Here is a 25,709-nt window from a genome sequence, read left to right on the forward strand (position 1 = left end):
CGCGGTGTCAGCGCCCCGTCCCCCATTGACTCGTGGCCCGCATTCGCACCGCCCGGCGCGTCGGCCCAGCTTCGGGCCCCGTACCACCGGCGAAACTCCGGTTTCGGGGCGCAGAGACGGCAGAGACGGCCATTGCTCGATCGTCGACCCTGAACACGGTGGACGCGCGGGAGACAGTGATCATCTTCTGGGTTCAGACGCTTGATCCGGCTGGCTCGATCACCTGCCCGAGCCCGAGCCCGAGCCCGAGCCCGAGCCCGACACCTGCCCAAGCCTCAGTCCGGCACTTGCCCGAGCCCGGAAGCGCACCTGCCCAAACTAAGGGTCGACGCAGGCCAAGCTCACGGTCGGCGTATGCACAAAGCCGACTTCGGTGCATGCTCGCGCCACGGAGGATTCCCCCAACTCCCGCACGCAGAGGTGGGGTTAACCCCAGGTCGAAGACGCCGGTCCACCGCACTGCACAGGCACCTGTGCACAGGCGACTGTGTACGTATGGCACAGCAACCCGGCGCGACAGACCCCCCGGAGGGGCGGACAGCCAAGGCGCCGCACACGTCCACTGAGCTCTCCGACCTCGCCACGCTCAAGGCCCTGTCGCAGCCACGTCGGCAGCGCATGCTCCAGCACCTCACCGTGCACGGCCCCGCCACTTCGGCGACGCTCGCACGGGCGCTCGGGTTGAACACCGGAGCCACCAGCTACCACCTGCGCGAACTCGCCCGGTACGGCTTCGTCGAGGAGCAGACCGAGGCGACCGGCCAGGGCCGGGAGCGCTGGTGGCGGGCTGTCCCCGGTGACCGACGCTTCCCGCCGCGCAGCCGCCAGAGCCCCGAGATGCGGCTCGCCATGGACGAGTTGAACCACCACGCGTACGCCGCCGACCTCGAACTATTCGAGCAGTTGCAGCTGCAGCCCCAGTCGGACGCGGGCGGCGATCCCTGGGCCGACGCCTTCCCGTACTCGCGCGGCAGCATCCGGCTGAATCTCCCCGAACTCCGCGCGTTCTTCGAGGAGTACATCGCCCTCCTCAACCGCTACAAGCGCCCCGAGGCCGAAACCCCGCACGACGCCAGAACCGTGCTCACCCGCTTCCTGGCCTTCCCGGCGCCGGAAGCCGCGCCCACGAGCCACCCCGAGCTCGACAACAGAAGAGAGAGCGACCCCTCATGATGCTGCGCTACGCCCTCAAGACCGTCCGAGCCCGCAAGGGCGGCTTCCTCGGTGCCTTCCTCGCCCTGATGTGCGCGGCCGCCCTCATCACCGCCTGCGGCACCCTCCTTGAAACGGGCCTGCGCGGCACGATCAGCACCGAGCGCTATGCCGCGACCCCCGTAGTGGTCTCCGCCGATCAGAACGTCCACCAGACCACCGTCAAGCAGAAGAAGGGCAAGACCAAGGTCAAACACAAGGCCAAGCCGATCGCCGAACGGGCCTGGCTCCCGGACGACCTCGCCGGACGGCTCAGCGGAGTCGCGGGCGTCGACCGTGTAGTCCCCGAACTGACCTTCCTCGCCCAGCCGTTGACACCCCCGGGGGCGGTCGAGGAGAGCCGGCCCGCCTACGGCCACGCCTGGGACTCCGCCGCGCTGACCCCGTACACGCTGACCACCGGCACCGCACCCGAGGCCGACGGCGATCTGGTGGTCGACAGTCAGCTCGCCGAACGCGCCCACCTCAAGCCCGGCGACCGGCTCACGGTCCAGTCCACGCAGTCTCCGCGCACCTACCGCGTCACCGGAATCGCCACGCCCGCCCAGGCTGTACGCCACCAGACCTCCCTCTTCTTCTCCACCGACGAGGCCCGGCGCCTGGCCGCTCACCCCGGGCAGGTCACCGCCTTCGGCGTGCTGCCCGCGAAGGGCACGGACACGACCACTCTCGAACAGGCCGTCAGCAAGGCGTTGAAAGGCACCACCGCGCAGGTCAGCGCGGGTGACGATCGTGGCCCGGTCGAGTTCCTGGACGCGGCCACCGCCCGCACGAGGCTGATCAGCATGGGCGGCGCGATGGGTGGCACCTCGCTGCTCGTGGCCATACTGGTGGTCGTCGGCACCTTCGCGCTCTCCGTGCAGCAGCGCCACCGCGAACTCGCTCTGCTGCGTGCCGTCGCCGCCACCCAAGGCCAGATCCGGAATCTCCTCGGGCGCGAGGCCCTGATCGTCGGCGCGGCTGCCGGTACGGCCGGTGCACTCGTCGGACTGCCGCTGGGTAGTTGGCTACACAGCCGGTTCGTGGACATGGGCGCTGTTCCCGCCACCCTTGAGTACACCGTCAGCGTCTTCCCGTTGTTCGCCGCGGTCATCGCGACGCTCCTCGGCGCCTGGGCCGCAGCTCGTATCTCGTCACGGCGTATCACCCGGATCCGCCCGGCCGAAGCGCTCGCCGAAGCCAGGACCGAGCGCACTCGCCCCGCATGGGGTCGCATCCTGGCCGGTCTCGCGCTGCTGGCCGGGGGCACTGTCCTCGTCGTCGTCCTCAGCTTCCTGCGCACCGAGCCAGCCTCAACACCTGTCACCTTCCTGGCCGTTGTGGTCCTCTCCACGGCCGTCGCGCTGCTGGGACCGTTTCTGGTCCGGGCCGTCGCTGCCGTACTCGCGGGCCCGCTGCGGCTGAGCGGCCCGGGTGGCCGGCTCGCACGCGCCAACCTTCGCGGCAACGCCACCCGGATGGCGTCCGTCGTCACTCCCCTCACCCTCCTCATCGGTATGACCTGCACGGTTCTCTTCGTCCAGCCGACCCTGGGCGACGCGGCCCGCGCCCAGGCCCGCGAAGGAATCCGCGCCGACTGGGTGCTGGCCGCCCAGGGGCCCGGAGTCCCGGCCGAGGCCGCACGGCAGCTTCGGACGCACGACGACACCGTCACCGAAGTGGTCCGCACGACCGTCCGGGTGGGCCTCGACAAGTACGTGGCCCAGGGCGTCACCCCCGGCGGTCTGGTCGACACCTGGGACCCGGACGTCACCGCGGGCTCCCTGAACCTCTTGAAGAGCAACACCGTCGCGGTCAGTGAACTCGCGGCCGACCACCACCACCTGAAGCCCGGAAGCACCCTGAAGCTCACCCTCGGCGACGGCACGCCCGCCACGCTCACCGTCGCCGCCGTCTACGCCAAGGGCCTCGGCTTCGGCGACCTCACCTTCGCCCATGACCTGATCGCCCGCCACGTGGACAACCCGCTCGCTTCCTCCGTCCTGGTCAGCACCGCCCGTACGCAGACACAACTCGCGACTACTCTCCGTGAGTTCCCGGGCGTCCAAGTTCTCGCGCCGGCCGCAGCCGACTCGATCCAGGCCGAGCGACAGCAGGCGAACGCCGAGGTCAACTACCTGGCCATGGGACTGATCCTGGCCTTTACCGCCATCGCCGTCGTCAACACGCTCGCGATGTCCGTCTCCGAGCGGGTCCGAGAGTTCGCGATGCTCCGTCTCGCCGGGGCGACCCGCCGTCAGGTGCTGCGGATGCTACGGACGGAGGCCCTGTCGGTCCTGCTGCTGGCCACCGCCCTCGGCAGCGGAATCGCGCTCGCCGTCCTGACCGCCTTCAGCATCGGCATGACGGGCGGCGCGGGTCCGGCCGTCACCCCCCTGGTGTACGCCGTGGTCGTCGCCGGCGCCGGGCTGCTTGCACTGGTGGCCACCGCGCTGCCGGGTCGAGTGGCCCTCATGGCCCGTCCCGTCACAGCGGCTACGGCCAAGGAGTAAGGGGCAGCACGCAATGGTGGGCGCCCCTTACAGCAAGGGGCGCCCACCATTGCGTACGACCAGAAAACCGCGTACGTCCTAAGCCGTCACCGGAAACCCGGCCGACTTCCACGCCTGGAAGCCTCCGACCAGGTCGGTCGCCCGGTGCAGTCCCAACTGACGCAGGGACACAGCCGCGAGACTCGACGCGTACCCCTCGTTGCACACCACCACGACCCGCAGGTCGTGGCTTGTGGCCTCCGGGGCACGGTGGCTGCCCTGGGGGTCGAGCCGCCACTCCAGTTCGTTGCGCTCGACGACGAGGGCTCCGGGGATCAGGCCGTCGCGTTCGCGCAGGGCGGCGTACCGGATGTCGACCAGGAGTGCCTCGCCGGCCTGCCCGGCGTCGTACGCCTCCTTGGCCTCCACGCGGTCGAGTCCCTCGCGGGCCTGGTCCAGCAACTCGTCCACTCCCAGCGGGCGTTGAGCGGTCACTGCCAGTCCTCCGGGCGCTCGACGTGCTCCAGGCGCAGCACCTGGCCCGTACGGCTGTAGCGGCGGATCCGGGGCAGCGGCGGGTAGTAGGCGTGGACCGAGATCGCGTGCTCCTCGGTGGACTCGTTGAGCACCTCGTGCACATGGTGGCGGCCGAAGGCGCGGCCCCTACCGGCCGTCAACCGGCGCTCGCGGTCCACCCCTTCGGTGAGTTCGAGGGTCTTCCAGCCGTCGGTGGGCAGTCGAGCGGCGAGCGAGTACTCCTTGAGTTCACCCGACGCGGTGAGGAAGGCGCCGACCGAGTCGGCGTGGTCGTGCCAGCCGGTTCCGGTACCGGGCGGCCAGCCGATGAGCCAGGCCTCGCTGCCTCCGGGGCCTTCGAGACGTACCCAGGTGCGGCCCTCGGGGTCGAGCGGCAGCGAGGCGATCAGCTCGGCGTCGGCGGCGCTACGGCGCACGAAGTCGAGCAGTTCGGCCTGGGTGGGAGCTTGCGGGGGCGCGGAAACAGAGGGTGACACAGACACACGTACCGTCCTGAGGGTTTCGCCTGGGAACCCGCGGTCATGGAGAGTGGGCTCACGCGGGGAGAAGGATGCGAATCAGCAGGACGGGTGACAGATGCAGCCCGCATAGCGGACCAGGTCCATATGGACCCTCCGCCACAGGTGCACACAGGTATCGGTCACGATCCGGAGTACACCATGGCGGTGGAGAAGGGTCAACTGACAGTCACTATGTGGACCACTTGGTGTCCTGCACTTCGAGGCAGCCTTGAGTGACCGCCGGCTCAGCGCCCCGCGGCAGTCTTGAGCGACCGTCGGATCAGCCCGTACTCGCCGACGCCTCCGTCTTCGCCGGTCCGCCAAGCGTCGCCTCGGCCGCCGTGTACAGATCGGCCGGGCGCACCCCGCTCAGCGCGGTGACCAGGTGCCCGTCGGGACGGACGAGCAGTACGGTGTGTGCGGCCGCGCCGGGGTAACTCTCCGCGACCAGCAGTTCGGCCGGGTGCGGCAGCGCGGTCACGGCGGCCGCGAGCCGGGGCATGATTCCGGCCGTCACCCAGTGCTTGCGCTCCCACACGCCGGTACCCGGCGCGATCAGCACCACCAGCAGCACCCCGCGCCCGAGCCGCTCCCGCAACGGCACGAACGAACCGTCCTCCGCAGTCACCCGTACGTCGACAACCGGCGCACCGGGCGTCGTGTCCACAGGAGCCTCCGACTCGGCGTACGGAGGCGCGAGCGGCGAATCGGCGTACGCCCCCGGCGCGCCCAGCGGGCCGCGCCCCAAGTGACCGTCTGTGAGGAGAGTGTCGTGTCCCCGGGCCGACCCGGGAACGTACGAGCGCAGCCCCCCGCCGCCGCGCAGCAGGGGCAGCGACTGGTCGGCGGCGCGCAGCCGGGCGGCGACGACCGCGCGTCGCTCGGCCTGGTAGCTGTCGAGCAGTGTCTCGTGCGGTCCGTGGTGCCAGGCCAGCGCCAGCTTCCAGGCGAGGTTGTCGGCGTCCCGCAGCCCCTCGTCCACGCCCTGGGTGCCGAGCGCGCCGAGCAGGTGCGCGGCATCCCCGGCGAGGAAGACACGTCCAGACCGCCACCTGCGCGCCAGCCGGTGGTGGACGGTGTGCACTCCGGTGTCGAGCAGCTCGTACGGAGGGGTGGGGCCTCCGCTCCAGCCTCCGAGGGTCTCCCGGACGCGCGCCACGAGCAGGTCGGGCGTGACCAGGTCCTTGCCCGGGGGCAGCAGCCAGTCCAGCCGCCACACACTGTCGGCGAGGGGGCGCGCCGTCACCTCTCCGGCCGAGGGGCCCGACGTCCGCCACGGCGGCATCCGATGCAACAACGCCTCGCCGGGCCAGGGAAGTTCCGTACGCAGTGCTGCCACGGCGTGTCGCTCGACGGCGGTACGGCCGGGGAAGCGGATGTCCTGGAGTTTGCGCACCGTCGAGCGTGGTCCGTCGCAGCCGACGAGGTAACTGCCGCGCCACCAGGTGCCCTTGGGTCCGCGGGTGTGCGCGGTGACGCCCGACGTCTCCTGCTCGACGGAGTCGAGGCGGCTGTTCGTGGCGATTTTGACGAGCCGCTCGCCCGCGATGGCCCCGCGCAGTGCGGTGGTCAGGACGTGCTGGGCGAGGTGTAACGGGGCGGCGAACGGTTCGGCGTCTCCGGGAACCTCCGCGCCGACGGGTCCTCCCGTGCGGCCCGGAGCGTCCGCGCCCCCCGCATCCTCGGAACCCCCTGGACCGAACCTGATCTCGCGCATCACCTGCTTGCGCCGCATCGACCGCCATCCGGCCCAACGGAAGCCGGCCTCGGAGAGGGGGAAACCCGTCAGCCGCTCGACGAGTGCGGCCGTGTCCTCGCGCAGAACCACTGTTCGCGCGGGCCGCTGTTCGTCCTTGCCCGGCCCCTCGTCCAGGACCACGGAGGGAACCTCCTGGCGGGCGAGCGCAAGGGCGAGCGTGAGCCCCACGGGCCCCGCTCCGACGATGATCACCGGGTCCACGGCGCGGTGCCCCCTGCCCGGAGCGGTGCCCTGAGGGACGTACGGGAACAGGCAGTTGGAGCGGGGTGCACGATCACAGAACGTATGCAACCTATTGCGGGTGCTTGCGTCAAGTGACGGAGGCAGTGGCGATCATGCCACTGCCTCCGTGCTGCTTATGTCACTTGACTGTTCATCAGGTACCGCCGCCGCCACCGGCCCCGAAGCTGTTCTGCACCGCGGCGGGGTTGATCTCCACCGCGTCCTCGCCGAGGACCACGCCCGTGCCCTTCTTGCTGCGCCGCAGCCGGCGCTCCAGCCAGCCGGCGAAGCTGGTGAGGATGAAGTTCACGATGACGAAGATGACCGCCACCACGATGAAGCTGGGGATGACGTTGGCGTAGTTGGCCGCCAGGGTGCTGCGCGAGTTGAGCAGCTCGGTGAATCCCAGCATCACGCCGCCCAGCGCGGTGTCCTTCACGATGACGACGAGCTGGCTGACGATGGCCGGCAGCATCGCGGTGACGGCCTGCGGCAGCAGGATGTTGGTCATTGTCTGGCCCTTGCGCAGACCGACCGCCATGGCGGCCTCCGACTGCCCCTTGGGCAGGGAGAGAATGCCGGCTCGTACGATCTCGGCGAGGACCGAGGCGTTGTAGAGCACCAGGCCGGTGACGACCGCGTAGAGGGGCCGCTCTTCGCTTCCGATGTCCGTGGAGCGGACGTAGAACTCGTTGGCGAACAGCATCAGCAGCAGCACCGGGATCGACCGGAAGAACTCGACCACCGTGCCGGCGGTGGCCCGCACCCATCGGTGATCGGAGAGGCGTGCGATGCCGAAGAACGCGCCCAGCGGAAGGGCGATCACCATGGAGATCGCCGCAGCCTTCAGTGTGTCACCGAGGCCCGGCAGCAGGTATGTCGTCCAGGCCTGCGACGTGGTGAACGGTTCCCACAGGTCCCACTTCAGCTGGCCCTTGCCGTCCATGGTCTGCCAGATCCACCACAGGAACAGGGCAAGCAGGACGAAGAAGATCACCGAGAGGATCACATTGCGCCGCTTGGCGCGGGGACCCGGGGTGTCGTAGAGCACGGAGGTCATCGCTTCACCGCCAGTCGCTTGCTCAGCCAGCCGAGGATGAGGCCGGTTGGCAGGGTCAGTACCACGAACCCGAAGGCGAAGACCGCACCGATAGCGACCGTCTGGGCCTCGTTCTCGATCATTTCCTTCATCAGGCTGGCAGCCTCGGCGACGCCGATCGCAGCCGCCACCGTAGTGTTCTTGGTCAGCGCGATCAGTACGTTGGCCAGTGGGCCGATGACCGAACGGAAAGCCTGCGGAAGGACGATGAGCCTCAGGACCTGACTGAAGCTCAGGCCGATGGCGCGTGCCGCCTCAGCCTGCCCGGGGGGCACGGTGTTGATGCCGGAGCGCAGCGCCTCGCAGACGAAGGCGGCGTGGTAGCCGGCCAGACCGAGCACGGCAAGGCGGAAGCTCTGGACGTCGAAATCGTCGGGCGCTCCCATCGTCACGCCGAAGATGTCGGCGAGGCCGAGCGAGGCGAAGACGATGATGACGGTCAGGGGGATGTTCCGGACGATGTTCACGTAGGCGGTGCCGAATCCGCGCATGAGCGGGACCGGGCTGACCCGCATGGCGGCCAACAGTGTGCCCAGGACCAGGGAGCCGAGGGCGGAGAGGGCGGTGAGCTTCACCGTCATCCAAAACGCCGCGAGGACGTCGTAACCTTCAAGAAAGTCGAACACGATCTCCCGCGCTTCCGGGTGTGGGGCTTACGTGGAGGGCATGACGCGCCGCCGCCCTGATCGCTGCGGGCGGCGGCGCGCCACGGAACCCTGCGTTGCTGTACCGGAGTCTTGCGTTACGAGACGATGTCGCCGATCTTCGGCGCGGGCTCGTTCTTGTAGCCGGCCGGACCGAAGTTGGCGTCGACCGCCTTCTGCCAGGAGCCGTCACTGACCATCTTCGTCAGAGCGGCGTTGATCTTGTCCGTGGTGGCGGTGTCGTCCTTCTTCACGCCGATGCCGTAGTTCTCGTTGCTCAGCTTGAGACCGGCGAGCTTGAACTGGCCCTTGTACTTGTCCTGCGAGGCGAAGCCCGCGAGGATCGAGTCGTCGGTGGTCACCGCGTCCACGGCGCCGCTCTGCAGAGCGGCGATGCACTCCGAGTAGCCGGCCTGCTGCTTCAGCTGGGCCTCCGGGGCGATCTCGTCCTTGACGTTCTGCGCCGAGGTGGAACCGGTCACGGAACACAGCTTCTTGCCGTTGAGGTCCGTGCCCTTGGTGATGTCGGAGTCCGACTTGATGAGCAGGTCCTGGTGGGCCAGCAGGTAGGGGCCGGCGAAGTTGACCTTCTCCGCGCGCTCGTCGTTGATCGAGTACGTCGCCGCGATGAACTTCACGTCGCCGCGGGCGATCGCGTTCTCACGGTCGGCGCTCTTGGTTTCGACGAACTCGATCTTGTCCGGGGCGTAGCCGAGTTCCTTGGCCACGTAAGTCGCCACGTCCACGTCGAAGCCCGAGAAGGAACCGTCGGGCTCCTTGAGGCCGAGACCGGGCTGGTCGTACTTGATGCCGACCTTGATCGTGCCGCCGCCGCTGCTGGAGCCCGAGTCGGCGTCGTCGCTGTCATCGCTACCGCACGCGGTGGCGGACAGGGCGAGGGCGAGTACGGCGGCCGTGGCCGCGGTGACCTTGCGGAGCTTCATGGTGAACATCCTTTGGAAGAAGACGGATGCGGGCCGTCGATGACGAGGGGTACAGACGATCAGTGGTGAAGGATCTTCGACAAGAAGTCCTTGGCCCGGTCGCTCCGGGGATTGCTGAAGAACTGGTCCGGCACAGCCTCTTCGACGATGCGTCCGTCGGCCATGAACACGACCCGGTTGGCAGCCGAACGAGCGAAGCCCATTTCGTGGGTGACGACGATCATGGTCATGCCGTCGCGCGCGAGCTGCTGCATGACCTCCAGAACCTCGTTGATCATCTCGGGGTCGAGCGCCGAGGTCGGCTCGTCGAAGAGCATGACCTTGGGGTCCATCGCCAGCGCCCGCGCGATCGCGACGCGCTGCTGCTGGCCGCCCGAGAGCTGCGCGGGGTACTTGTCGGCCTGTGTGCTGATGCCGACGCGGTCGAGCAGTCCGCGGGCCTTCTCCTCGGCAACCTTCTTGTCGGCCTTGCGGACCTTGATCTGGCCCAGCATCACGTTCTCGAGCACCGTCTTGTGCGCGAAGAGATTGAAGGACTGGAAGACCATGCCGACATCGGCCCGCAGCCGTGCCAGCGCCTTGCCCTCGTCGGGCAGCGGCTTCCCGTCGATCGAGATGTCACCGGAGTCGATGGTCTCCAGGCGGTTGATGGCGCGGCACAGGGTGGACTTCCCGGACCCGGAGGGCCCGATGACCACGACGACCTCGCCTCGGGTGATCGTCAGGTCGATGTCCTGGAGAACGTGCAACGCGCCGAAGTGCTTGTTGACGCTCTTCAGGACGACCAGTTCTTCGTTCGCGGCCACGGCGTCCTTGGCCACCGATACTTCGGTCATCGCTCTTTGGCTCCGTCCTCGCGGTTTGGGAGGACAGTAGTGACCCCGTACGACCAGCGTCATTACATCTGAGGGGAAATTGAGCATAACGATCCGATAGCGGGCGGCCACTCCGCGTAGCGATCATCATCCTGCTGCGTAGCGATCACCGCCATGCCGCGTACCGGGTGGATAACGGAAGTCGCGCGCAACCCGAACCCTCTTGACGACGTCCTTAGCTATCGGCGTGACTACACAGGGTGCACGCGTGCGTGCCCGTGTTTTTGCAAGCTGAGACCGTACGACTCTGAGACCGTACGACTCTGAGACCGTACGACTCTGAGACCGTACGACGGATGATCTGAGACCGTACGACCGATGATCCGAGACCGTACGACCGATGAACCGGAGGGGGCGGAATGAGACTGCTCCTCGTCGAGGACGACAACCATGTCGCCGCCGCCCTCTCTGCGGTCCTGGCGAGGCACGGTTTCCACGTCACGCATGCCCGCAGTGGCGAGGAGGCGCTCCAGGCGCTGGTGCCGGAAAGCGATGGTTTCGGGGTGGTCCTGCTCGACCTGGGACTCCCCGACCAGGACGGCTACGAGGTCTGCGGCAAGATCCGCAAACGGACCAGCACCCCGGTGATCATGGTCACCGCGCGCGCCGACGTGCGTTCCCGGATCCACGGCCTCAACCTCGGGGCCGACGACTACGTGGTGAAGCCGTACGACACGGGAGAGCTGCTCGCCCGTATCCATGCCGTCAGTCGGCGCAATGTCTCCGAGGACGCCTCGGCCTCCGGTGAGAGTGCGTTGCGGCTGGGCTCCGTGTGCATCGAACTCCCCACCCGTCAGGTCAGTGTGGATGGTTTGGTTGTCCAACTGACCCGCAAGGAGTTCGACCTTCTCGCGTTGCTGGCCCAGCGGCCCGGCGTGGTCTTCCGCAGGGAGCAGATCATCAGCGAGGTGTGGCGCACCAGTTGGGAGGGGACCGGGCGGACCCTGGAGGTGCACGTCGCTTCCCTGCGCTCCAAACTCCGCATGCCGGCGCTGATCGAGACCGTGCGCGGCGTCGGGTACCGGCTCGTCGCCCCTGCGGCGTAGCGGGGACGGGTGCGCACACGTCTTTTTCCGCTGCTCATCGTCCTGATGGCCGCCGTGCTGCTCGCGCTCGGCGTCCCGCTCGCGGCGAGCATCGCGGCCGCGCAGCAGCAGGAGGTGGTCGTCGACCGCATCGACGACACGGCGCGCTTCGCTGCCCTCGCGCAGTACGTGGCCGACCCGTCGACCGGTCCCACGGACGGCACCACGGACGAACGCCGCGAGACCCTGAGCAAGGAACTCGCCCGCTACTACAGCCTGTACGGCATCAGGGCCGGCGTCTTCTACCGCGACTACGCCCCCATGGCCAACGCCCCCGAGAGCTGGTTGCTGCCCAAGGAGGGCGAAGGGCGCGAGGCCTTCAACGAAGCGCTCGCGAGCCGCCGTAGCCATGACCCCGAGCAGGTCTGGCCCTGGCAACGGCACCGGCTCGTGGTCGCCTCCCCGGTCGTCAAGGACGGCGATGTCGTCGCCGTCGTGGTCACCGACTCGCCCACCGGGCAGATGCGTTCGAAGACCCTGCACGGCTGGCTGATCATCGGCGCGGGCGAGGTCGCCGCGATGCTCCTCGCCCTCGGCGCCGCGCTGCGCCTCACCGGCTGGGTGCTCAGGCCCGTACGTGTCCTGGACGCCACCACCCACGACATCGCGACCGGGCGCCTGAAGTCCCGTGTCGCGGCCGCCGGCGGTCCGCCGGAACTCCGGCGCCTGGCCCACTCGTTCAACGAGATGGCGGACAACGTCGAGGACGTGCTGGAGCAGCAGCGCGCCTTCGTCGCCGACGCCTCGCACCAGCTGCGCAACCCGCTCTCGGCGCTGCTGCTGCGCATCGAGCTGCTCGCCCTCGAACTCCCCGAGGGCAATGAGGAGATCGCCTCGGTCCGCACCGAGGGCAAGCGCCTTGCCCAGGTCCTCGACGACCTCCTGGATCTGGCGCTCGCCGAGCACGCCGAGGCGGACCTGCGGCTCACCGACATCGGCGAGCTCACGGCCGAGCGGGTGGCGGCGTGGGGGCCGGTGGCCGCGAGCAAGGGCGTACAGCTCGTGGGCTCCTGCCCGGCCACCACCGCCTGGACCGATCCGGTCACGCTGTCCAGCGTGCTGGACGCGGTGATCGACAATGCGTTGAAGTTCACGCCCGAGGGGGAGAGCGTCGAGGTGAAGGTCGCCTCGAACGGCGAGACCTCGACCGTCGTGGTCACCGACGGCGGCCCGGGCCTCAGCGACGAGGACCTGAACCGCATCGGCGACCGCTTCTGGCGCAGCGCCGGGCACCAGAACATCAAGGGTTCGGGCCTGGGCCTGTCCATCTCCCGCGCGCTGCTGGCCGCGGCAGGCGGCTCCATCGCGTACGCCCCGCACGAGCCGCACGGCCTGCGGGTGACGGTACGGGTGCCGAGGTCGCGGTCCAGCTTCTGAGAGGCGCGGCTGTAGCTGGCGATGGGGTGGCTACGGTTTGACCGACCGGTAGTAGCGCTGTGCGCCTTCGTGCAGTTCGAGCGGGTCCGTGTAGATGGCTGTCCGCAGGTCCACCAGCTGCGCCGCGTGGACCTTCGCGCCGATGCCGTCGCGGCTGTTTATCACGGTGCGGGTGATCTCCTCGGTGAGTTTCGCGTCCGAGTCCTCCCGCGTGACCAGCAGGTTCGCCACCGCCACCGTCTGTACCGACGAGCCCAGCTGCGCCTTGGGATAGGCGTCGGCGGGCATCACCGCGGCTCGGTAGTAGCTCGCGGCGCCGCCCTGCTCGTGCAGTTTCTTGATCAGGTCGCTCCCTATCGGCACCAGCCTGATGTCGTAGCTGTCGGAAAGCTTCAGCACGGCGTCGGTCGGCAGGCCGCCCGACCAGAAGAAGGCGTCGATCTCCTTCTCCTTGAGCTTCTCCGGCATGGTGCTGATGCCGTCTGCCAGCGGATCGATGTCCTTCGTCGGGTCGAGCCCGGCGGCCTCGAGGACATGATTGGCGATCAGCCGGACCCCGGAGCCGGTCGGCCCCACGGCGACCCTCTTGCCTCGCAGGTCGGCCACGGACCGAATGGACGACGTGCGCGGCACCACCAGGTGCACATAGTCGTCGTAGAGCCGGGCGCAGCTGCGCAGCATGTCCGCTCCCGGCTTGTCCTGCAGCATGTACGTCTCCACCGCGTCGGCCGCGGCCACGGTGAAGTCGGCCTGCCCCGTGGCCACCCGGCGGACGTTCTCCTGCGACCCGTCGCTGTTCAGGAGCTGTACGTCCAGACGCGGCATGTCCTTGTCGAGGGCGCCCTGAAGGAGCTCGCCGTACTTCTGGTAGACACCGGTCGGCGTACCCGTGCTGAACGTGATCGTTCCGCCGGGAGATTCCTCGCCCAGCGGCAGCAGCCACCACAGGAGCAGCCCGAAGACCGCGAAACCGGCAGCCGAGCCGAACAGCGCGCGGCGCCTGCCGATGCGGGGGAGTGCCTGGAACATGCGCGCGATCCTGCCATTCCGGGCGTGGGTCTGACCAGGGCGAGGCTCGCAGGGGCGTGGATCGGGGTCCTGACCGAGATCCTGCGGAGCCAGGGCCGAACGCCCGCTGATACCCAGGGGGACAAGAGGTACTCCGGGCACCGCCTACCCTTGTCACATGAGCAGCAGTGACCGGAGCCAGGCAGCGGACGTTCAGGAAACCAAGACCTACGAGGTACGCACGTACGGGTGCCAAATGAACGTCCATGACTCCGAACGGCTCTCGGGGCTCCTTGAAGGCGCCGGTTATGTGCGCGCGCCCAAGGACGCGGACGGCGACGCGGATGTCGTCGTCTTCAATACGTGTGCGGTACGGGAGAACGCCGACAACAAGCTGTACGGCAACCTCGGCCGGCTCGCCCCGATGAAGACGAAGCGCCCCGGCATGCAGATCGCCGTCGGTGGCTGTCTCGCACAGAAGGACCGCGACACCATCGTGAAGCGGGCTCCCTGGGTGGACGTCGTCTTCGGGACGCACAACATCGGCAAGCTGCCGGTCCTCCTGGAGCGCGCCCGCGTACAGGAAGAGGCGCAGGTCGAGATCGCCGAGTCCCTGGAGGCGTTCCCCTCGACGCTGCCGACCCGCCGCGAGAGCGCGTACGCCGCCTGGGTGTCCATCTCCGTCGGGTGCAACAACACCTGCACCTTCTGCATCGTCCCGGCGCTGCGCGGCAAGGAGAAGGATCGCAGGACCGGCGACATCCTCGCCGAGATCGAGGCCCTGGTGGGCGAGGGCGTCTCCGAGATCACGCTGCTCGGTCAGAACGTAAACGCTTACGGCAGTGACATCGGCGACAGCGAGGCGTTCAGCAAGCTGCTCCGCGCCTGCGGCACGATCGAGGGCCTGGAGCGCGTGCGCTTCACCTCGCCGCACCCGCGCGACTTCACGGACGACGTGATCGCCGCGATGGCCGAGACGCCGAACGTGATGCCGCAGCTGCACATGCCGATGCAGTCCGGCTCGGACACCGTCCTGAAGGCGATGCGCCGCTCGTACCGTCAGGAGCGCTACCTGGGGATCATCGACAAGGTCCGGGCCGCCATCCCGCACGCGGCGATCACCACCGACATCATCGTGGGCTTCCCCGGCGAGACCGAGGAGGACTTCGAGCAGACCCTGCACGCGGTCCGAGAGGCTCGCTTCGCGAACGCGTTCACGTTCCAGTACTCCAAGCGCCCCGGGACTCCGGCGGCCACCATGGAGGGGCAGATCCCCAAGAAGGTCGTCCAGGAGCGCTACGAGCGTCTCGTCGCCGTCCAGGAGGAGGTCTCCTGGGAGGAGAACAAGAAGCAGGTCGGCCGCACCCTGGAGCTGATGGTCGCCGAGGGCGAGGGCCGCAAGGACGGCGCCACGCACCGTCTCTCCGGCCGAGCCCCCGACAACCGCCTGGTCCACTTCGCCAAGCCCGACGAGGACGTACGCCCCGGTGACGTCGTCACCGTCGAGATCACGTACGCCGCCCCGCACCACCTCCTCGCCGAGGGCGCCGTTCTGAGCGTGCGCCGCACGCGCGCGGGGGACGCGTGGGAGAAGCGCAACGTCGAAAGCACGGCCGCGGCCACGAAGCCGGCGGGCGTCATGCTCGGCCTGCCGAAGATCGGCGCGCCTGAGCCGCTACCGGTCGCGGTGGGCAGCGGCAGCGGCTGCGGGTGCGACTGACCGAGGCGCGTGGCACCCGCACTCGCTGCCTGGTGCCCCCCGCCTGGTGTCTGGTGCCTGTGCACATGCCGTGCAGCGCGGAGTTCGCCTAGCGCTCCGCACGAGTGACGTTCCACCGCTGAGCGGGGCTACGCTGCCGATCATGCTTGTAGCCGCCGCAGTCTGCCCCTGCCCGCCGCTGCTCGTCCCGGACGTCGCCGCCGGCGCGGCACCCGAGCTGGCCGCCGCGCGCGCCGCCTGCACGGACGCGCTGGGCGTGCTCGCCGCCTCCCGCCCCGACCTGCTGGTCGTCGTGGGCCCCGCCGAGGAGAGCGGGCGCGGGCCGCACCCTGAGGGCGCCGGGGGCTCGTTCCGTGGCTTCGGCGTGGATCTCGACGTACGGCTGGGAAACGTAAGCCTGGGAAACGTAGACCTGGGAAACGTAGACCTGGGAAGTGGCGCGTCCGCTCCGCACACGTCCGGCCTGTCGGCTTCCGGGCGTGCGCTTCCGGCCTCGCTCGCCGTCGCCGCGTGGCTCCTGGAGCGCACGGGTTGGTCCGATGCCCCTGTCGAAGGTCTCGGTGTGGGGGAACCTCTCGCGGCCGAGCGGTGTATCCAAGTCGGGGAGGAAATCGGCGCGCGCGCCGGGCGGGTGGCACTGCTGGTGATGGGCGACGCCAGCGCGTGCCGGACGCTCAAGGCGCCCGGCTATCTCGACGAGCGCGCCGCGGGCTTCGACGCGGGGGTCGCGCGGGCGCTGGGGGCAGCTGACGTGGCGGCTCTCAAAGCGCTGGACGCGGAACTGGCGCAGGAGCTGAAGGTGTCCGGGCGGGCCCCCTGGCAGGTCCTCGCGGGCGCGGCGGGGGATGCGCGGCTCGGCGGAGCGCTGCTGTACGAGGACGCGCCGTACGGGGTGGGGTATCTGGTGGCGGCCTGGTCGTAGTCGGCGCGACCGCGGGGAGACGCCTTGAGGTGTCTTGCCCGGTGGCCGAGAAGCCCCCGAGACACGGCCTCCAGGGTCTCAAACACGGCGGACGGCCGGGAACCCTGAGTGCTCCGCGGCCGTCCGTCGATGCTTGTCTGTTCAGTTCAATTCATTCGGTTCAGCCCAGTCCAGCTCAGGAAGCCGGAGGCGGGGACGGAGCGTCCGGCGGAGGCATGGCGCCACCGTCACCGTCCTTGTGCGCGAGGCGGTCCATGGCACCCTTCGCCTTGCCCGTGCCTGTCTGGATCTTGTCGCTGTACTTGTGCTTGGTCTTTTCGTCGACCACCTTGGCGGCCTTGTCGAGACCCTGACTGACCTTGTCCCCGTGCTGCTGCGCGAGGTCCGAGACCTTGTCCTTGGCAGGCGCCAGCTTGGCTTTGAGATTGTCCAGAAGACCCATGGTCCACTTTCCCTCGTGGGCAGTTACGTGCGGGCGCCCTCGCCGGCCTCGCTGTCGACGGCCTTTTCGGCGGTCTGCTGCTTAGGGATCTCGACGTCCTCCGTGGTGGCGGCACCGGCGGTCTCCGCCGTCGCCTCGCCCTCGGTCTCGGACGAACCCTTCGCCTCTTCCGCCACCTCCGCCTCGGTCTCGGCCGTCACTGTGTCGGCCTGCACCTCAGCGGTTGACGCCTCCTCCGTAGCCTTCGACCTCCGGAGAAGTCGTGCAAAAACGCCCATATCCACTCCATACGTTACTCGTGGGGGTGAAATCCCGCGTTGCCCGGTGCGCCCCATTGCGCCGCCCGGGTCACCGGTCGTCGGAATCCGGCGGCTGGGACCTCGCAACAGGCAACGACCTCGGACTTTTGCCGTTACGTAACTCGTTCGAGGAGAGGTCCGGACGTTTGCGAGACTGGGACAGTGAGAAGCACACCCCCCACCCCCCGGGTCATCGCCGTCGTAGGACCGACCGCGGCAGGAAAGTCCGATCTGGGCGTTTTCCTCGCCCAGCGCCTTGGAGGCGAGGTCGTCAACGCCGACTCCATGCAGTTGTACCGAGGGATGGATATCGGCACCGCCAAGCTGACGTCCGAGGAGCGTGGCGGGATCCCGCACCACCTCCTGGACATCTGGGACGTGACCGTCACGGCCAGCGTCGCCGAGTACCAGCGGCTCGCCCGCGCCCAGATCGACGCACTGCTCGCCGAGGGCCGCTGGCCGGTCCTGGTGGGCGGCTCAGGGCTGTACGTCCGCGGAGCCGTGGACCATCTCGAGTTCCCCGGCACCGATCCGGAGGTGCGGGCCCGGCTGGAGGAGGAACTCACTCTGCGCGGCTCAGGCGCGCTGCACGCGCGACTGGCCATGGCCGACCCCGAGGCCGCCCACGCGATCCTGCCCAGCAACGGCCGTCGTATCGTCCGCGCCCTCGAAGTCATCGAGATCACCGGCAAACCCTTCACCGCCAACCTGCCGGGCCACGACTCCGTGTACGACACCGTCCAGATCGGCGTCGATGTGGCGCGCCCCGAGCTGGACGAGCGCATCGCTCGTCGGGTGGACCGTATGTGGGGCGCGGGGTTCGTCGACGAGGTGCGTGCCCTGGAGGTGCTGGGCTTGCGCGAAGGGCGCACGGCAGCGCGCGCACTCGGTTATCAGCAGGTGCTCGCGGCGCTCGCTGGGGAGTGCACCGAAGACGAGGCGCGCGCCGAGACCGTACGTGCCACCAAGCGCTTCGCGCGCCGTCAGGATTCATGGTTCCGCCGTGACCCGCGGGTGCATTGGCTCAGTGGGGCTGCGGCAGATCTCACAGAACTCCCGCAGCTTGCGCTGGCGTTGGTCGAACGACCGGTCACAGCCTGATCACGTCATGGCATCGGGACGCTCCGGCCGTCATCCCGGCCTCTGGCGCCGTGCCATCATCGAGCTTCGATCGACCAGTGAAAGTCCGAGTTGGGAGGGCGCGTGGCGATGGAGGCCGGCCCTCGTGACACCGCACGAGACACTGAGCACGGTATCGATCCGGGCGGCGATCGTCCGAACATCGATCCGGACGGAGAATCCCTGATTTCCGACGGACCCGAGGACACCCCGGACGGTGTGATCGCCGACGGGCCCGGGCCGGACGAGATGTCCCCGGAGCCCGAGGTCGAGGTCGAGCTGCGTCCACAGCGTCGGCTGCGCATCTGGCAGCTCGCGCCCATCGTGGCCCTGGCCGCGATCGGTTCGCTGATGTTCGCCTTCCCGCTGGCCTTCGAGTTCGGGGACGGCGGCGCCGTGGTCGCCATGCTCGGACTGCTGATCTGCTCCTGCGCCGCGGGCTGGGGAATGATGGCCGCCCGCCGGGTCGGCTACACCTGGCCGGGCTTCCCGCCGCGCGGTTCAGGCCGCGGCCCGGACTGGCGCGTGGTGATCGCCTACATCGTGGTGGTCGCGGCTGTGGTGGTGCTCGCTGTGGGGCGCGTGGCGCGGCTGCGCTGACGTACCCGTTGCCGTGGGTGATCCGGCTGCGCCGGCCTCGCCGATGCTGTGTGGGGCCTCGGCTGCGCCGACGCCCCCGTGTACGCCGGAGTGTCGGACCGAACCCGTACGATCGAGGAATGAGCACGCGGATCGCCTTCCTCAAGGGCCACGGGACCGAGAACGACTTTGTGATCATCCCGGACCCGGAGAACGCCATCGACCTGCCTCCGGCCGTCGCCGCCGCCCTGTGCGACCGCCGCGCGGGCATCGGTGGAGACGGTCTGCTGCATGTCGTACGGTCCGCCGCGCACCCCGAGGCCCAGGAAATGGCGGCCGAGGCGGAGTGGTTCATGGACTACCGCAATGGCGACGGGTCGGTCGCGGAGATGTGCGGCAACGGAGTGCGTGTGTTCGCGCGCTACCTCCAGCGGGCCGGATATGTGGCCGAAGGTGACATCGCGGTCGCCACGCGCGGGGGCGTGAAGGCGGTGCATCTTGCCAAGGACGGAGACGTGACCGTCGGCATGGGCAAGGCGCTCTTCCCTGAAGGGGATGTCACCGTGAGCGTCGGCGGGCGCACCTGGCCCGCGCGAAACGTCAACATGGGCAACCCGCACGCGGTCGCCTTCGTGGACGACCTCGCGCACGCCGGCGAGCTGTACTCGCCGCCGCCGTTCAGCCCGGAGTCGGCGTACCCGGACGGGGTGAACGTCGAGTTCGTGGTGGACCGCGGCCCGCAGCACGTCGCCCTGCGCGTCCACGAGCGCGGCGCCGGGGAGACCCGCTCGTGCGGCACGGGCGCGTGTGCCGTGGCCGTCGCCGCGGCCCGCCGCGACGGCGCCGACCCGGCCGTGACGGGCACTCCGGCGACGTACACCGTGGACGTACCCGGCGGACGTCTGGTGATCACCGAGCACCCGGACGGTGAGATCGAGATGACGGGTCCGGCGGTGATCGTGGCCGAAGGTGAGTTTCTTGGCGAATGGTTCGAAACCGTAAACCCCTGAACCTTCGCTCGAATGGGTGATCCGTTTCACGCTCGGCGAGAGGCGGTCAGCCGCACGTGGTGGGCTCGGTAGCATCAAGCACCGGCCCGGACGGGGGATCGACACCATCCCCTGAGCCGTGTACGCCATGGGGCACCCGTCCGCCGGTCTACGCAGCCGGAGGTGCCCATGAGTGCGGAGGCGACGAATCCCGCGACGCCAGGCCCTGTAATGCCTTCCCCCAAGCTCTCGGCTCCGATCGAGCAGGGGGGATCGCCGGCGCAGCGCAGGAAGGGCCTTCCCCGGCTCGACCTGCGCCGTCTGGGCCGGGCCGCGCTGCTCGGACCCGCGGCCCGTGACCGGCTGCCGGACGCGATCGGCCACGTGGCCGAGGCCCACCGTGCCCACCATCCCAGCGCCGATCTGGAACCGCTGCGCCGCGCGTATGTGCTCGCCGAGTCCTCGCACCGCGGTCAGATGCGCAAGAGCGGTGAGCCGTACATCACACATCCGCTTGCCGTGACCCTGATCCTCGCCGAACTCGGCGCGGAGACCACGACGTTGACCGCCTCCCTGCTTCACGACACCGTCGAGGACACGGAAGTGACCCTCGATCAGGTGCGGGAGGAGTTCGGCGAGGAGGTCTGCTATCTGGTCGACGGTGTCACCAAGCTGGAAAAAGTCGACTACGGGGCTGCCGCCGAGCCCGAGACGTTCCGCAAGATGCTCGTCGCCACCGGCAACGACGTCCGCGTGATGTCGATCAAACTCGCCGACCGGCTGCACAACATGCGGACCCTCGGTGTCATGCGCCCCGAGAAGCAGGCGCGGATCGCCAAGGTCACCAAGGACGTTCTGATCCCGCTGGCCGAACGGCTCGGCGTCCAGGCGCTCAAGACCGAGCTCGAGGACCTGGTTTTCGCGATCCTGCACCCCGAGGAGTACGAGCACACCAGGGGCCTGATCACAGACAACGCGGCGCGCGACGGCGATCCGCTGGCGGAGATCGCCGAAGACGTGCGTGGCGTCCTGCGCGAGGCGGGTCTGCAGGCCGAAGTCGTCATACGGCCACGGCACTTCGTCTCCGTGCACCGGGTGTCGCGCAAGCGCGGCCCGATGCGCGGCGCCGACTTCGGAAGGCTCCTGGTGCTGGTGAACGAGGACGCAGACTGCTACGGGGTTCTCGGCGAACTGCACACCTGTCTCACGCCGGTGGTCTCGGAGTTCAAGGACTTCATCGCCGTACCGAAGTTCAACCTCTACCAGTCGCTGCACACGGCCGTCGCGCGCGGCGACGGCGAGATCGCCGAAGTCCTCATCCGCACCCACCAGATGCACAAGGTCGCCGAGGCCGGAGTCATCGCGCTCGGCAATCCGTACGCTCCTCCTTCGGAGGAGCAGTCGTCGCAGGAGCAGGCAGAGCGTTCTGTCGACGGCGAGCGCGCCGACCCCACCCGCCCCGGCTGGCTCTCCCGGCTTCTCGACTGGCAGGCGGGTGCCGCGGACCCCGACATGTTCTGGTCCACGTTGCGTGAAGACCTCGCCCAGGACCGCGAGATCACCGTCTTCCGTGCCGACGGCGGCTCATTGGGCCTTCCCGATGGAGCCAGTTGCGTGGACGCCGCGTACGCGCAGTACGGCGACGACGCGCACGCCTGCATGGGTGCCCGCGTCAACGGCCGCCTGGCGACGCTGAGTACGGTCCTGCGGGACGGCGACACCGTGCAGCTCCTCATGGGGCAGGACCCCGCCTCCGAGCCCTCCAGGGAGTGGCTGGAGCACGCGCACACGCCCGCCGCGCGGATCGCCATCCAGCGCTGGCTGGCCGCGCACCCTTCGCCCAGCGACTCCGAGGCCCCCGAGGCTCCCGCCGCGACTCCTCGTCCGACCGCCGACGGGCCCGCCGTCCGCCCCGGCGCTGCGAACGCCGTCGTCGACCAGTCCGGCGCGTCCGTACGGCTCGCGGGCTGTTGTACGCCCGTACCGCCCGACGACGTGACCGGCTTCGCCGTACGCGGGGGAGTGGTCACCGTCCACCGGGTCGAATGCGCCGCCGTGGAGAGCATGAAGGGAGTGGGGCGCGCTGAGGTCGGAGTGAGCTGGGGCGACACCACCGAGTGCCGCGTCACGCTGGTGGCCGAGTCCTTCGGGCGCCCGCATCTGCTCGCCGATCTCACCGAAGCCATCGCCGTGGAGGGCGTCGCGATCGTCTCGGCGACCGTCGAACCGCCCAGCCAGCAGCGCGTACGGCACACGTACACGCTCCAACTCCCGGATGCGGCGCACCTCCCCGGGCTGATGCGGGCGATGCGGAACGTGCCGGGCGTGTACGACGTGAGCCGGGCGCAGCACCAGGCGGCGGCCGCGCAGTAGGAAGACCCTTTCGGGTGGACCCGGCGCGCGTCGTCACCGTACGGCGGTTGCGCGCTGGTAGCCGTGGTCCATGCCGCTCACCCCCCGCCCAAGGACTCCCCTCCCCAGGACTCGACGTATCAAGGCGGCCCTGCTCGCCTCGGCCGTCTCCGTCTGCCTCATCGCCGCGAGTGCGCCCTCCCCGGCCGCACCGCTCGGCGTCGGCGACCGGCTCTTCCCGTACCTGGGCAATCCCGGGTACGACGTCGCGTCGTACGACCTCGCCTTCACCTATCCCGGCATCAACAGCAAGCCGCTCGCGGCCGTCACCACGATCGACGCCGTTGCGTCCTCCCCGCTCGATCAGGTCAATCTCGACTTCGCGCACGGAACGGTGGGATCGGTCGACGTCAACGGAGTGCCCGCGTCCTTCAAGAGCGCTGGGGAAGACCTGGTGGTGACGCCCGCGGAACCGGTGCCCGCGGGGGGCCGGCTGCGGATCACCGTGCACCACACCAGCGACCCGGTCCCCGCCGCGAACCAGGACGGCGGATGGGTGCAGACCACGGACGGGCTCGCGATGGCCAACCAGGCCGACGCCGCACACCTGGTCTTCCCGTGCAACGACCACCCCTCCGACAAAGCGATGTTCACCATCCACGTCACCGCGCCCGACGGGTACACGGCCGTCGCGAACGGGCTGCCGGCCGGAACGGACCGGGCCGGCCGCTCCACCACCTGGACGTACCGCACCGAGCACCCCATGGCGACCGAGCTGGCCCAGGTGTCCATCGGCCGCTCCACGGTGCTGCACCGGACCGGGCCGCACGGCCTGCCGGTACGCGATGTCGTGCCCACCAAGGACCGCGAGCTGCTGGAACCGTGGCTCAAGAAGACCCCCGACCAGATCGCCTGGATGGAGGGCAAGGTCGGCACGTACCCCTTCGAGACGTACGGGCTGCTGATGGCCGACGCGCGGACCGGCTTCGAACTGGAGACACAAACGCTCTCTCTCTTCGAGAGAGAGCTCTTCGCCGAGCCCGCCTACCCGAAGTGGTACGTCGAGTCGATCATGGTGCACGAGTTGTCGCACCAGTGGTTCGGCGACAGCGTCAGCCCGCGCACCTGGTCCGACCTGTGGCTGAACGAAGGGCACGCCACCTGGTACGAGGCCCTGTACGCCGAGGAGAAGGCCGACAGGCCCATGGCGACGCGCATGAAGGCCGCCTACCGGGCGTCCGACGGCTGGCGGGCCGCAGGAGGGCCGCCGGCGGCGCCCAAGGGGCCCAAGCCCGGTCAGAAGATCAGCATCTTCCGGCCGAACGTCTACGACGGGGCCGCTCTGGCGCTGTACGCGCTGCGTGAGGAGATCGGGCGTCCGGCCTTCGAGCGGCTGGAGCGGGCCTGGGTGAGCGCCCACTACGACGGGGTCGCGTCGACGGCGGACTTCGAGAACCTGGCGTCGGCCATCGCGGGCCGCGATCTGAACGCGTTCTTCAAGGCGTGGCTGTACGGCGAGAAGACCCCACCGATGCCGGGACACCCGGACTGGAAGAGCGACGCCCCTCAGGCCTCGCGGAACGCCGGACAGCTCGGATAACTCGGATGACGAGACGGGGCGTGCCGTGCGACCATCTTTCAGGTCGGCGGCACGGCCCGTCCCGGCCGGTGACACGGTCCCTCAGGGGCCGGCGACCCGGTCCCTCGGGGTTGACCTGGCGGAATCCGGGAATCTCCTGGTGGCCCGGGACGTTCTTCACCATGACGGACGCTGTCCGCCGACCCATCGTTGTCCCCCTAGACGTAAGGATCCAATGACCTCCTCTTCTTCCCCTTCCCAGGACGCGCAGAGCCTCGCGCAGAACTACCCCGAAGGACTTCGGGCCGATGCCCTGATGGAAGAGGACGTCGCCTGGAGCCATGAGATCGACGAAGAGCGGGACGGCGACCAGCTCGACCGTTCCGAGCGCGCGGCCCTGCGCCGCGTAGCGGGCCTCTCCACCGAGCTCGAGGACGTCACCGAGGTCGAGTACCGCCAGCTCCGCCTGGAGCGCGTCGTACTCGTCGGTGTGTGGACCTCGGGGACGGTGACCGACGCGGACAACTCGCTCGCCGAGCTGGCGGCCCTCGCGGAGACCGCGGGTGCCCTTGTGCTCGACGGCGTCGTCCAGCGCCGCGACAAGCCTGACGCGGCCACGTACATCGGTTCCGGCAAGGCCAACGAGCTCCGGGACATCGTGATCGAGACCGGCGCCGACACCGTCATCTGTGACGGTGAGCTGAGCCCCGGCCAGCTGATCCACCTCGAAGACGTCGTCAAGGTCAAGGTCATCGACCGTACGGCCCTGATCCTCGACATCTTCGCCCAGCACGCCAAGTCCCGAGAGGGCAAGGCGCAGGTCGCGCTCGCGCAGATGCAGTACATGCTGCCGAGGCTGCGAGGCTGGGGTCAGTCGCTGTCCCGTCAGATGGGCGGCGGCTCGGGCGGCGGCCTCGCCACCCGTGGTCCCGGTGAGACCAAGATCGAGACGGACCGGCGCCGTATCCGCGAGAAGATGGCGAAGATGCGCCGGGAGATCGCGGACATGAAGAAGGGCCGCGACATCAAGCGCCAGGAGCGCCGTCGCAACAAGGTGCCCTCGGTCGCCATCGCCGGTTACACCAACGCCGGCAAGTCCTCACTGCTCAACCGCCTCACGGGCGCGGGTGTGCTCGTCGAGAACTCGCTGTTCGCGACCCTCGACCCGACCGTGCGCCGGGCCGAGACCCCGAGCGGGCGGCTGTACACGCTGGTCGACACGGTCGGTTTTGTACGGCACCTGCCGCACCACCTGGTCGAGGCGTTCCGCTCCACCATGGAGGAGGTCGGCGACGCCGACCTGATCGTGCACGTGGTGGACGGTTCGCACCCGGCGCCGGAGGAGCAGCTGGCCGCCGTGCGCGAGGTCATCCGTGACGTGGGTGCCATCAAGGTGCCCGAGATCGTGGTGATCAACAAGGCGGACGCGGCCGATCCGCTGGTGCTCCAGCGGCTGATGCGGATCGAGAAGCGCTCCATCGCGGTCTCGGCCCGCACGGGGCTGGGCATCGACGAGCTGCTCGCACTCATCGACAACGAGCTGCCGCGGCCCTCGGTCGAGATCGAGGCGCTCGTGCCCTACACGCACGGCAAGCTGGTCGCTCGTGCGCACAACGAGGGCGAGGTGATCTCCGAGGAGCACACCCCGGAGGGCACGCTGCTCAAGGTGCGGGTGCACGAGGAACTGGCGGCGGAGCTGACGCCGTACGTTCCGGCGCCGGCGCTTTCGTAGAGACGTAGCCGGTGCTCGGTTCCGTACGGACCGATTCGGTGCTCTAGGTGCACTGGGCACACTTGGGTGCACTGGGTGCATTACTGCGGACGTAGCCGGGCTTCGGCCGGGTTTCTGGCTCGGATTGACGAAGGCCCGCCCCTCTCTTCTTCCGTTCTAGTGGTCGTCGCAACACCCCAGTTCAGGGGATGCGATGGACTTCAAGATCCGGGAGATCCGGACTGCTCAGGGGCCAAAGAAGCT

At 69.1% G+C, this 25,709-nt stretch carries 23 protein-coding genes; 12 read left to right on the plus strand and 11 right to left on the minus strand.

Going from position 1 to position 25,709, the window contains the following annotated elements; all coding sequences use genetic code 11:
* The first annotated feature begins 495 nt into the window (after positions 1-495).
* On the plus strand, positions 496-1,173 hold the full coding sequence (locus AB0N66_RS37970; protein WP_365443892.1) for a helix-turn-helix domain-containing protein: 678 nt from the start codon (positions 496-498) through the stop codon (positions 1,171-1,173).
* A complete protein-coding gene (locus AB0N66_RS37975) occupies positions 1,170-3,704 on the plus strand; it encodes an ABC transporter permease (protein ID WP_365443895.1) in 2,535 nt (844 codons plus the stop codon). The genes AB0N66_RS37970 and AB0N66_RS37975 overlap by 4 nt, the downstream gene beginning before the upstream one ends.
* A 78-nt stretch (positions 3,705-3,782) precedes the next feature.
* Here the strand turns inward: AB0N66_RS37975 and AB0N66_RS37980 are convergent, their stop codons facing one another.
* From AB0N66_RS37980 to AB0N66_RS38015, 8 genes are all read right to left on the minus strand, one after another.
* Positions 3,783-4,184 carry a rhodanese-like domain-containing protein gene (locus AB0N66_RS37980; RefSeq protein WP_365443960.1) on the minus strand — a complete coding sequence of 134 codons (402 nt, stop codon included), beginning with the start codon at positions 4,182-4,184 and terminating at the stop codon, positions 3,783-3,785.
* Positions 4,175-4,702, minus strand: a complete 528-nt coding sequence (locus tag AB0N66_RS37985; protein WP_365443898.1) for a cysteine dioxygenase — start codon at positions 4,700-4,702, stop codon at positions 4,175-4,177. The genes AB0N66_RS37980 and AB0N66_RS37985 overlap by 10 nt, the downstream gene beginning before the upstream one ends.
* 75 nt (positions 4,703-4,777) lie before the next feature.
* A complete protein-coding gene (locus AB0N66_RS37990) occupies positions 4,778-4,864 on the minus strand; it encodes a putative leader peptide (protein ID WP_365443963.1) in 87 nt (28 codons plus the stop codon).
* A 136-nt stretch (positions 4,865-5,000) separates the two neighbouring features.
* Positions 5,001-6,680, minus strand: a complete 1,680-nt coding sequence (locus AB0N66_RS37995) for an FAD-dependent monooxygenase (protein WP_365443901.1) — start codon at positions 6,678-6,680, stop codon at positions 5,001-5,003.
* A gap of 175 nt (positions 6,681-6,855) precedes the next feature.
* Complete coding sequence (locus AB0N66_RS38000; protein ID WP_365443904.1) at positions 6,856-7,761, minus strand: amino acid ABC transporter permease; 906 nt, start codon at positions 7,759-7,761, stop codon at positions 6,856-6,858.
* A complete protein-coding gene (locus tag AB0N66_RS38005; protein WP_365443907.1) occupies positions 7,758-8,426 on the minus strand; it encodes an amino acid ABC transporter permease in 669 nt (222 codons plus the stop codon). Before AB0N66_RS38005 ends, AB0N66_RS38000 begins: the two co-directional genes overlap by 4 nt.
* 116 nt (positions 8,427-8,542) lie before the next feature.
* Positions 8,543-9,388 carry a glutamate ABC transporter substrate-binding protein gene (locus tag AB0N66_RS38010; RefSeq protein WP_365443910.1) on the minus strand — a complete coding sequence of 282 codons (846 nt, stop codon included), beginning with the start codon at positions 9,386-9,388 and terminating at the stop codon, positions 8,543-8,545.
* A 59-nt stretch (positions 9,389-9,447) separates the two neighbouring features.
* Entirely contained in the window at positions 9,448-10,224 is a 777-nt protein-coding gene (locus AB0N66_RS38015; RefSeq protein ID WP_365443913.1) for an amino acid ABC transporter ATP-binding protein, read from the minus strand.
* Between the two features lie 398 nt (positions 10,225-10,622).
* Between AB0N66_RS38015 and AB0N66_RS38020 the strand changes: the two genes are divergently transcribed.
* Both AB0N66_RS38020 and AB0N66_RS38025 read left to right on the plus strand, forming a co-directional pair.
* Positions 10,623-11,309, plus strand: a complete 687-nt coding sequence (locus AB0N66_RS38020) for a response regulator transcription factor (RefSeq protein WP_365443916.1) — start codon at positions 10,623-10,625, stop codon at positions 11,307-11,309.
* A gap of 9 nt (positions 11,310-11,318) precedes the next feature.
* Complete coding sequence (locus AB0N66_RS38025) at positions 11,319-12,725, plus strand: HAMP domain-containing sensor histidine kinase (RefSeq protein WP_365443919.1); 1,407 nt, start codon at positions 11,319-11,321, stop codon at positions 12,723-12,725.
* 30 nt (positions 12,726-12,755) lie between these two features.
* On the opposite strand, the gene AB0N66_RS38030 is transcribed toward AB0N66_RS38025, so the two are convergent.
* Complete coding sequence (locus AB0N66_RS38030) at positions 12,756-13,754, minus strand: TAXI family TRAP transporter solute-binding subunit (RefSeq protein ID WP_365443921.1); 999 nt, start codon at positions 13,752-13,754, stop codon at positions 12,756-12,758.
* A gap of 157 nt (positions 13,755-13,911) precedes the next feature.
* On the opposite strand from AB0N66_RS38030, the gene miaB reads away from it, so the two are divergent.
* Positions 13,912-15,453, plus strand: a complete 1,542-nt coding sequence (miaB, locus tag AB0N66_RS38035) for a tRNA (N6-isopentenyl adenosine(37)-C2)-methylthiotransferase MiaB (protein WP_365443924.1) — start codon at positions 13,912-13,914, stop codon at positions 15,451-15,453.
* 142 nt (positions 15,454-15,595) lie between these two features.
* Positions 15,596-16,375 carry a class III extradiol dioxygenase subunit B-like domain-containing protein gene (locus AB0N66_RS38040; protein WP_365443927.1) on the plus strand — a complete coding sequence of 260 codons (780 nt, stop codon included), beginning with the start codon at positions 15,596-15,598 and terminating at the stop codon, positions 16,373-16,375.
* A 175-nt stretch (positions 16,376-16,550) separates the two neighbouring features.
* On the opposite strand, the gene AB0N66_RS38045 is transcribed toward AB0N66_RS38040, so the two are convergent.
* Entirely contained in the window at positions 16,551-16,817 is a 267-nt protein-coding gene (locus AB0N66_RS38045; RefSeq protein ID WP_365443930.1) for an antitoxin, read from the minus strand.
* 23 nt (positions 16,818-16,840) lie between these two features.
* Positions 16,841-17,017 carry a gliding motility protein gene (locus AB0N66_RS38050; protein WP_365443933.1) on the minus strand — a complete coding sequence of 59 codons (177 nt, stop codon included), beginning with the start codon at positions 17,015-17,017 and terminating at the stop codon, positions 16,841-16,843.
* 261 nt (positions 17,018-17,278) lie between these two features.
* On the opposite strand from AB0N66_RS38050, the gene miaA reads away from it, so the two are divergent.
* The 6 genes from miaA (at position 17,279) to hflX (ending at position 25,466) form a co-directional block, all read left to right on the plus strand.
* Positions 17,279-18,217 (plus strand): tRNA (adenosine(37)-N6)-dimethylallyltransferase MiaA, encoded by a 939-nt coding sequence (gene miaA / locus AB0N66_RS38055; RefSeq protein ID WP_365443936.1) that lies wholly within the window; start codon positions 17,279-17,281, stop codon positions 18,215-18,217.
* Positions 18,218-18,325: 108 nt separating this feature from the next.
* Entirely contained in the window at positions 18,326-18,835 is a 510-nt protein-coding gene (locus AB0N66_RS38060) for a hypothetical protein (protein ID WP_365443966.1), read from the plus strand.
* A gap of 119 nt (positions 18,836-18,954) precedes the next feature.
* Positions 18,955-19,824, plus strand: a complete 870-nt coding sequence (gene dapF, locus AB0N66_RS38065) for a diaminopimelate epimerase (protein WP_365443939.1) — start codon at positions 18,955-18,957, stop codon at positions 19,822-19,824.
* Positions 19,825-19,992: 168 nt separating this feature from the next.
* A complete protein-coding gene (locus AB0N66_RS38070; protein ID WP_365443942.1) occupies positions 19,993-22,176 on the plus strand; it encodes an HD domain-containing protein in 2,184 nt (727 codons plus the stop codon).
* Between the two features lie 70 nt (positions 22,177-22,246).
* Positions 22,247-23,755, plus strand: a complete 1,509-nt coding sequence (locus AB0N66_RS38075) for a M1 family metallopeptidase (protein ID WP_365443945.1) — start codon at positions 22,247-22,249, stop codon at positions 23,753-23,755.
* Between the two features lie 214 nt (positions 23,756-23,969).
* A complete protein-coding gene (hflX, locus tag AB0N66_RS38080; RefSeq protein WP_365443948.1) occupies positions 23,970-25,466 on the plus strand; it encodes a GTPase HflX in 1,497 nt (498 codons plus the stop codon).
* Positions 25,467-25,709 lie beyond the last annotated feature (243 nt).

Source organism: Streptomyces sp. NPDC093544, from assembly GCF_040683495.1.
In the GTDB taxonomy this organism is placed as follows: Bacteria; Actinomycetota; Actinomycetes; order Streptomycetales; family Streptomycetaceae; genus Streptomyces.

Coding starts and splice junctions, on each gene's coding strand:
- AB0N66_RS37975 (WP_365443895.1), top strand. CDS start 1,170: ATGATGCTGCGCTACGCCCTCAAGACCGTCCGAGCCCGCAAGGGCGGC.
- hflX (WP_365443948.1), top strand. CDS start 23,970: ATGACCTCCTCTTCTTCCCCTTCCCAGGACGCGCAGAGCCTCGCGCAG.
- AB0N66_RS38015 (WP_365443913.1), bottom strand. CDS start 10,224: ATGACCGAAGTATCGGTGGCCAAGGACGCCGTGGCCGCGAACGAAGAA.
- AB0N66_RS38030 (WP_365443921.1), bottom strand. CDS start 13,754: ATGTTCCAGGCACTCCCCCGCATCGGCAGGCGCCGCGCGCTGTTCGGC.
- AB0N66_RS38075 (WP_365443945.1), top strand. CDS start 22,247: ATGCCGCTCACCCCCCGCCCAAGGACTCCCCTCCCCAGGACTCGACGT.
- AB0N66_RS38020 (WP_365443916.1), top strand. CDS start 10,623: ATGAGACTGCTCCTCGTCGAGGACGACAACCATGTCGCCGCCGCCCTC.
- AB0N66_RS38000 (WP_365443904.1), bottom strand. CDS start 7,761: ATGACCTCCGTGCTCTACGACACCCCGGGTCCCCGCGCCAAGCGGCGC.
- AB0N66_RS37970 (WP_365443892.1), top strand. CDS start 496: ATGGCACAGCAACCCGGCGCGACAGACCCCCCGGAGGGGCGGACAGCC.
- AB0N66_RS38045 (WP_365443930.1), bottom strand. CDS start 16,817: ATGGGTCTTCTGGACAATCTCAAAGCCAAGCTGGCGCCTGCCAAGGAC.
- dapF (WP_365443939.1), top strand. CDS start 18,955: ATGAGCACGCGGATCGCCTTCCTCAAGGGCCACGGGACCGAGAACGAC.
- AB0N66_RS38010 (WP_365443910.1), bottom strand. CDS start 9,388: ATGAAGCTCCGCAAGGTCACCGCGGCCACGGCCGCCGTACTCGCCCTC.
- AB0N66_RS38070 (WP_365443942.1), top strand. CDS start 19,993: ATGAGTGCGGAGGCGACGAATCCCGCGACGCCAGGCCCTGTAATGCCT.
- miaB (WP_365443924.1), top strand. CDS start 13,912: ATGAGCAGCAGTGACCGGAGCCAGGCAGCGGACGTTCAGGAAACCAAG.
- AB0N66_RS38040 (WP_365443927.1), top strand. CDS start 15,596: ATGCTTGTAGCCGCCGCAGTCTGCCCCTGCCCGCCGCTGCTCGTCCCG.
- AB0N66_RS38060 (WP_365443966.1), top strand. CDS start 18,326: ATGGAGGCCGGCCCTCGTGACACCGCACGAGACACTGAGCACGGTATC.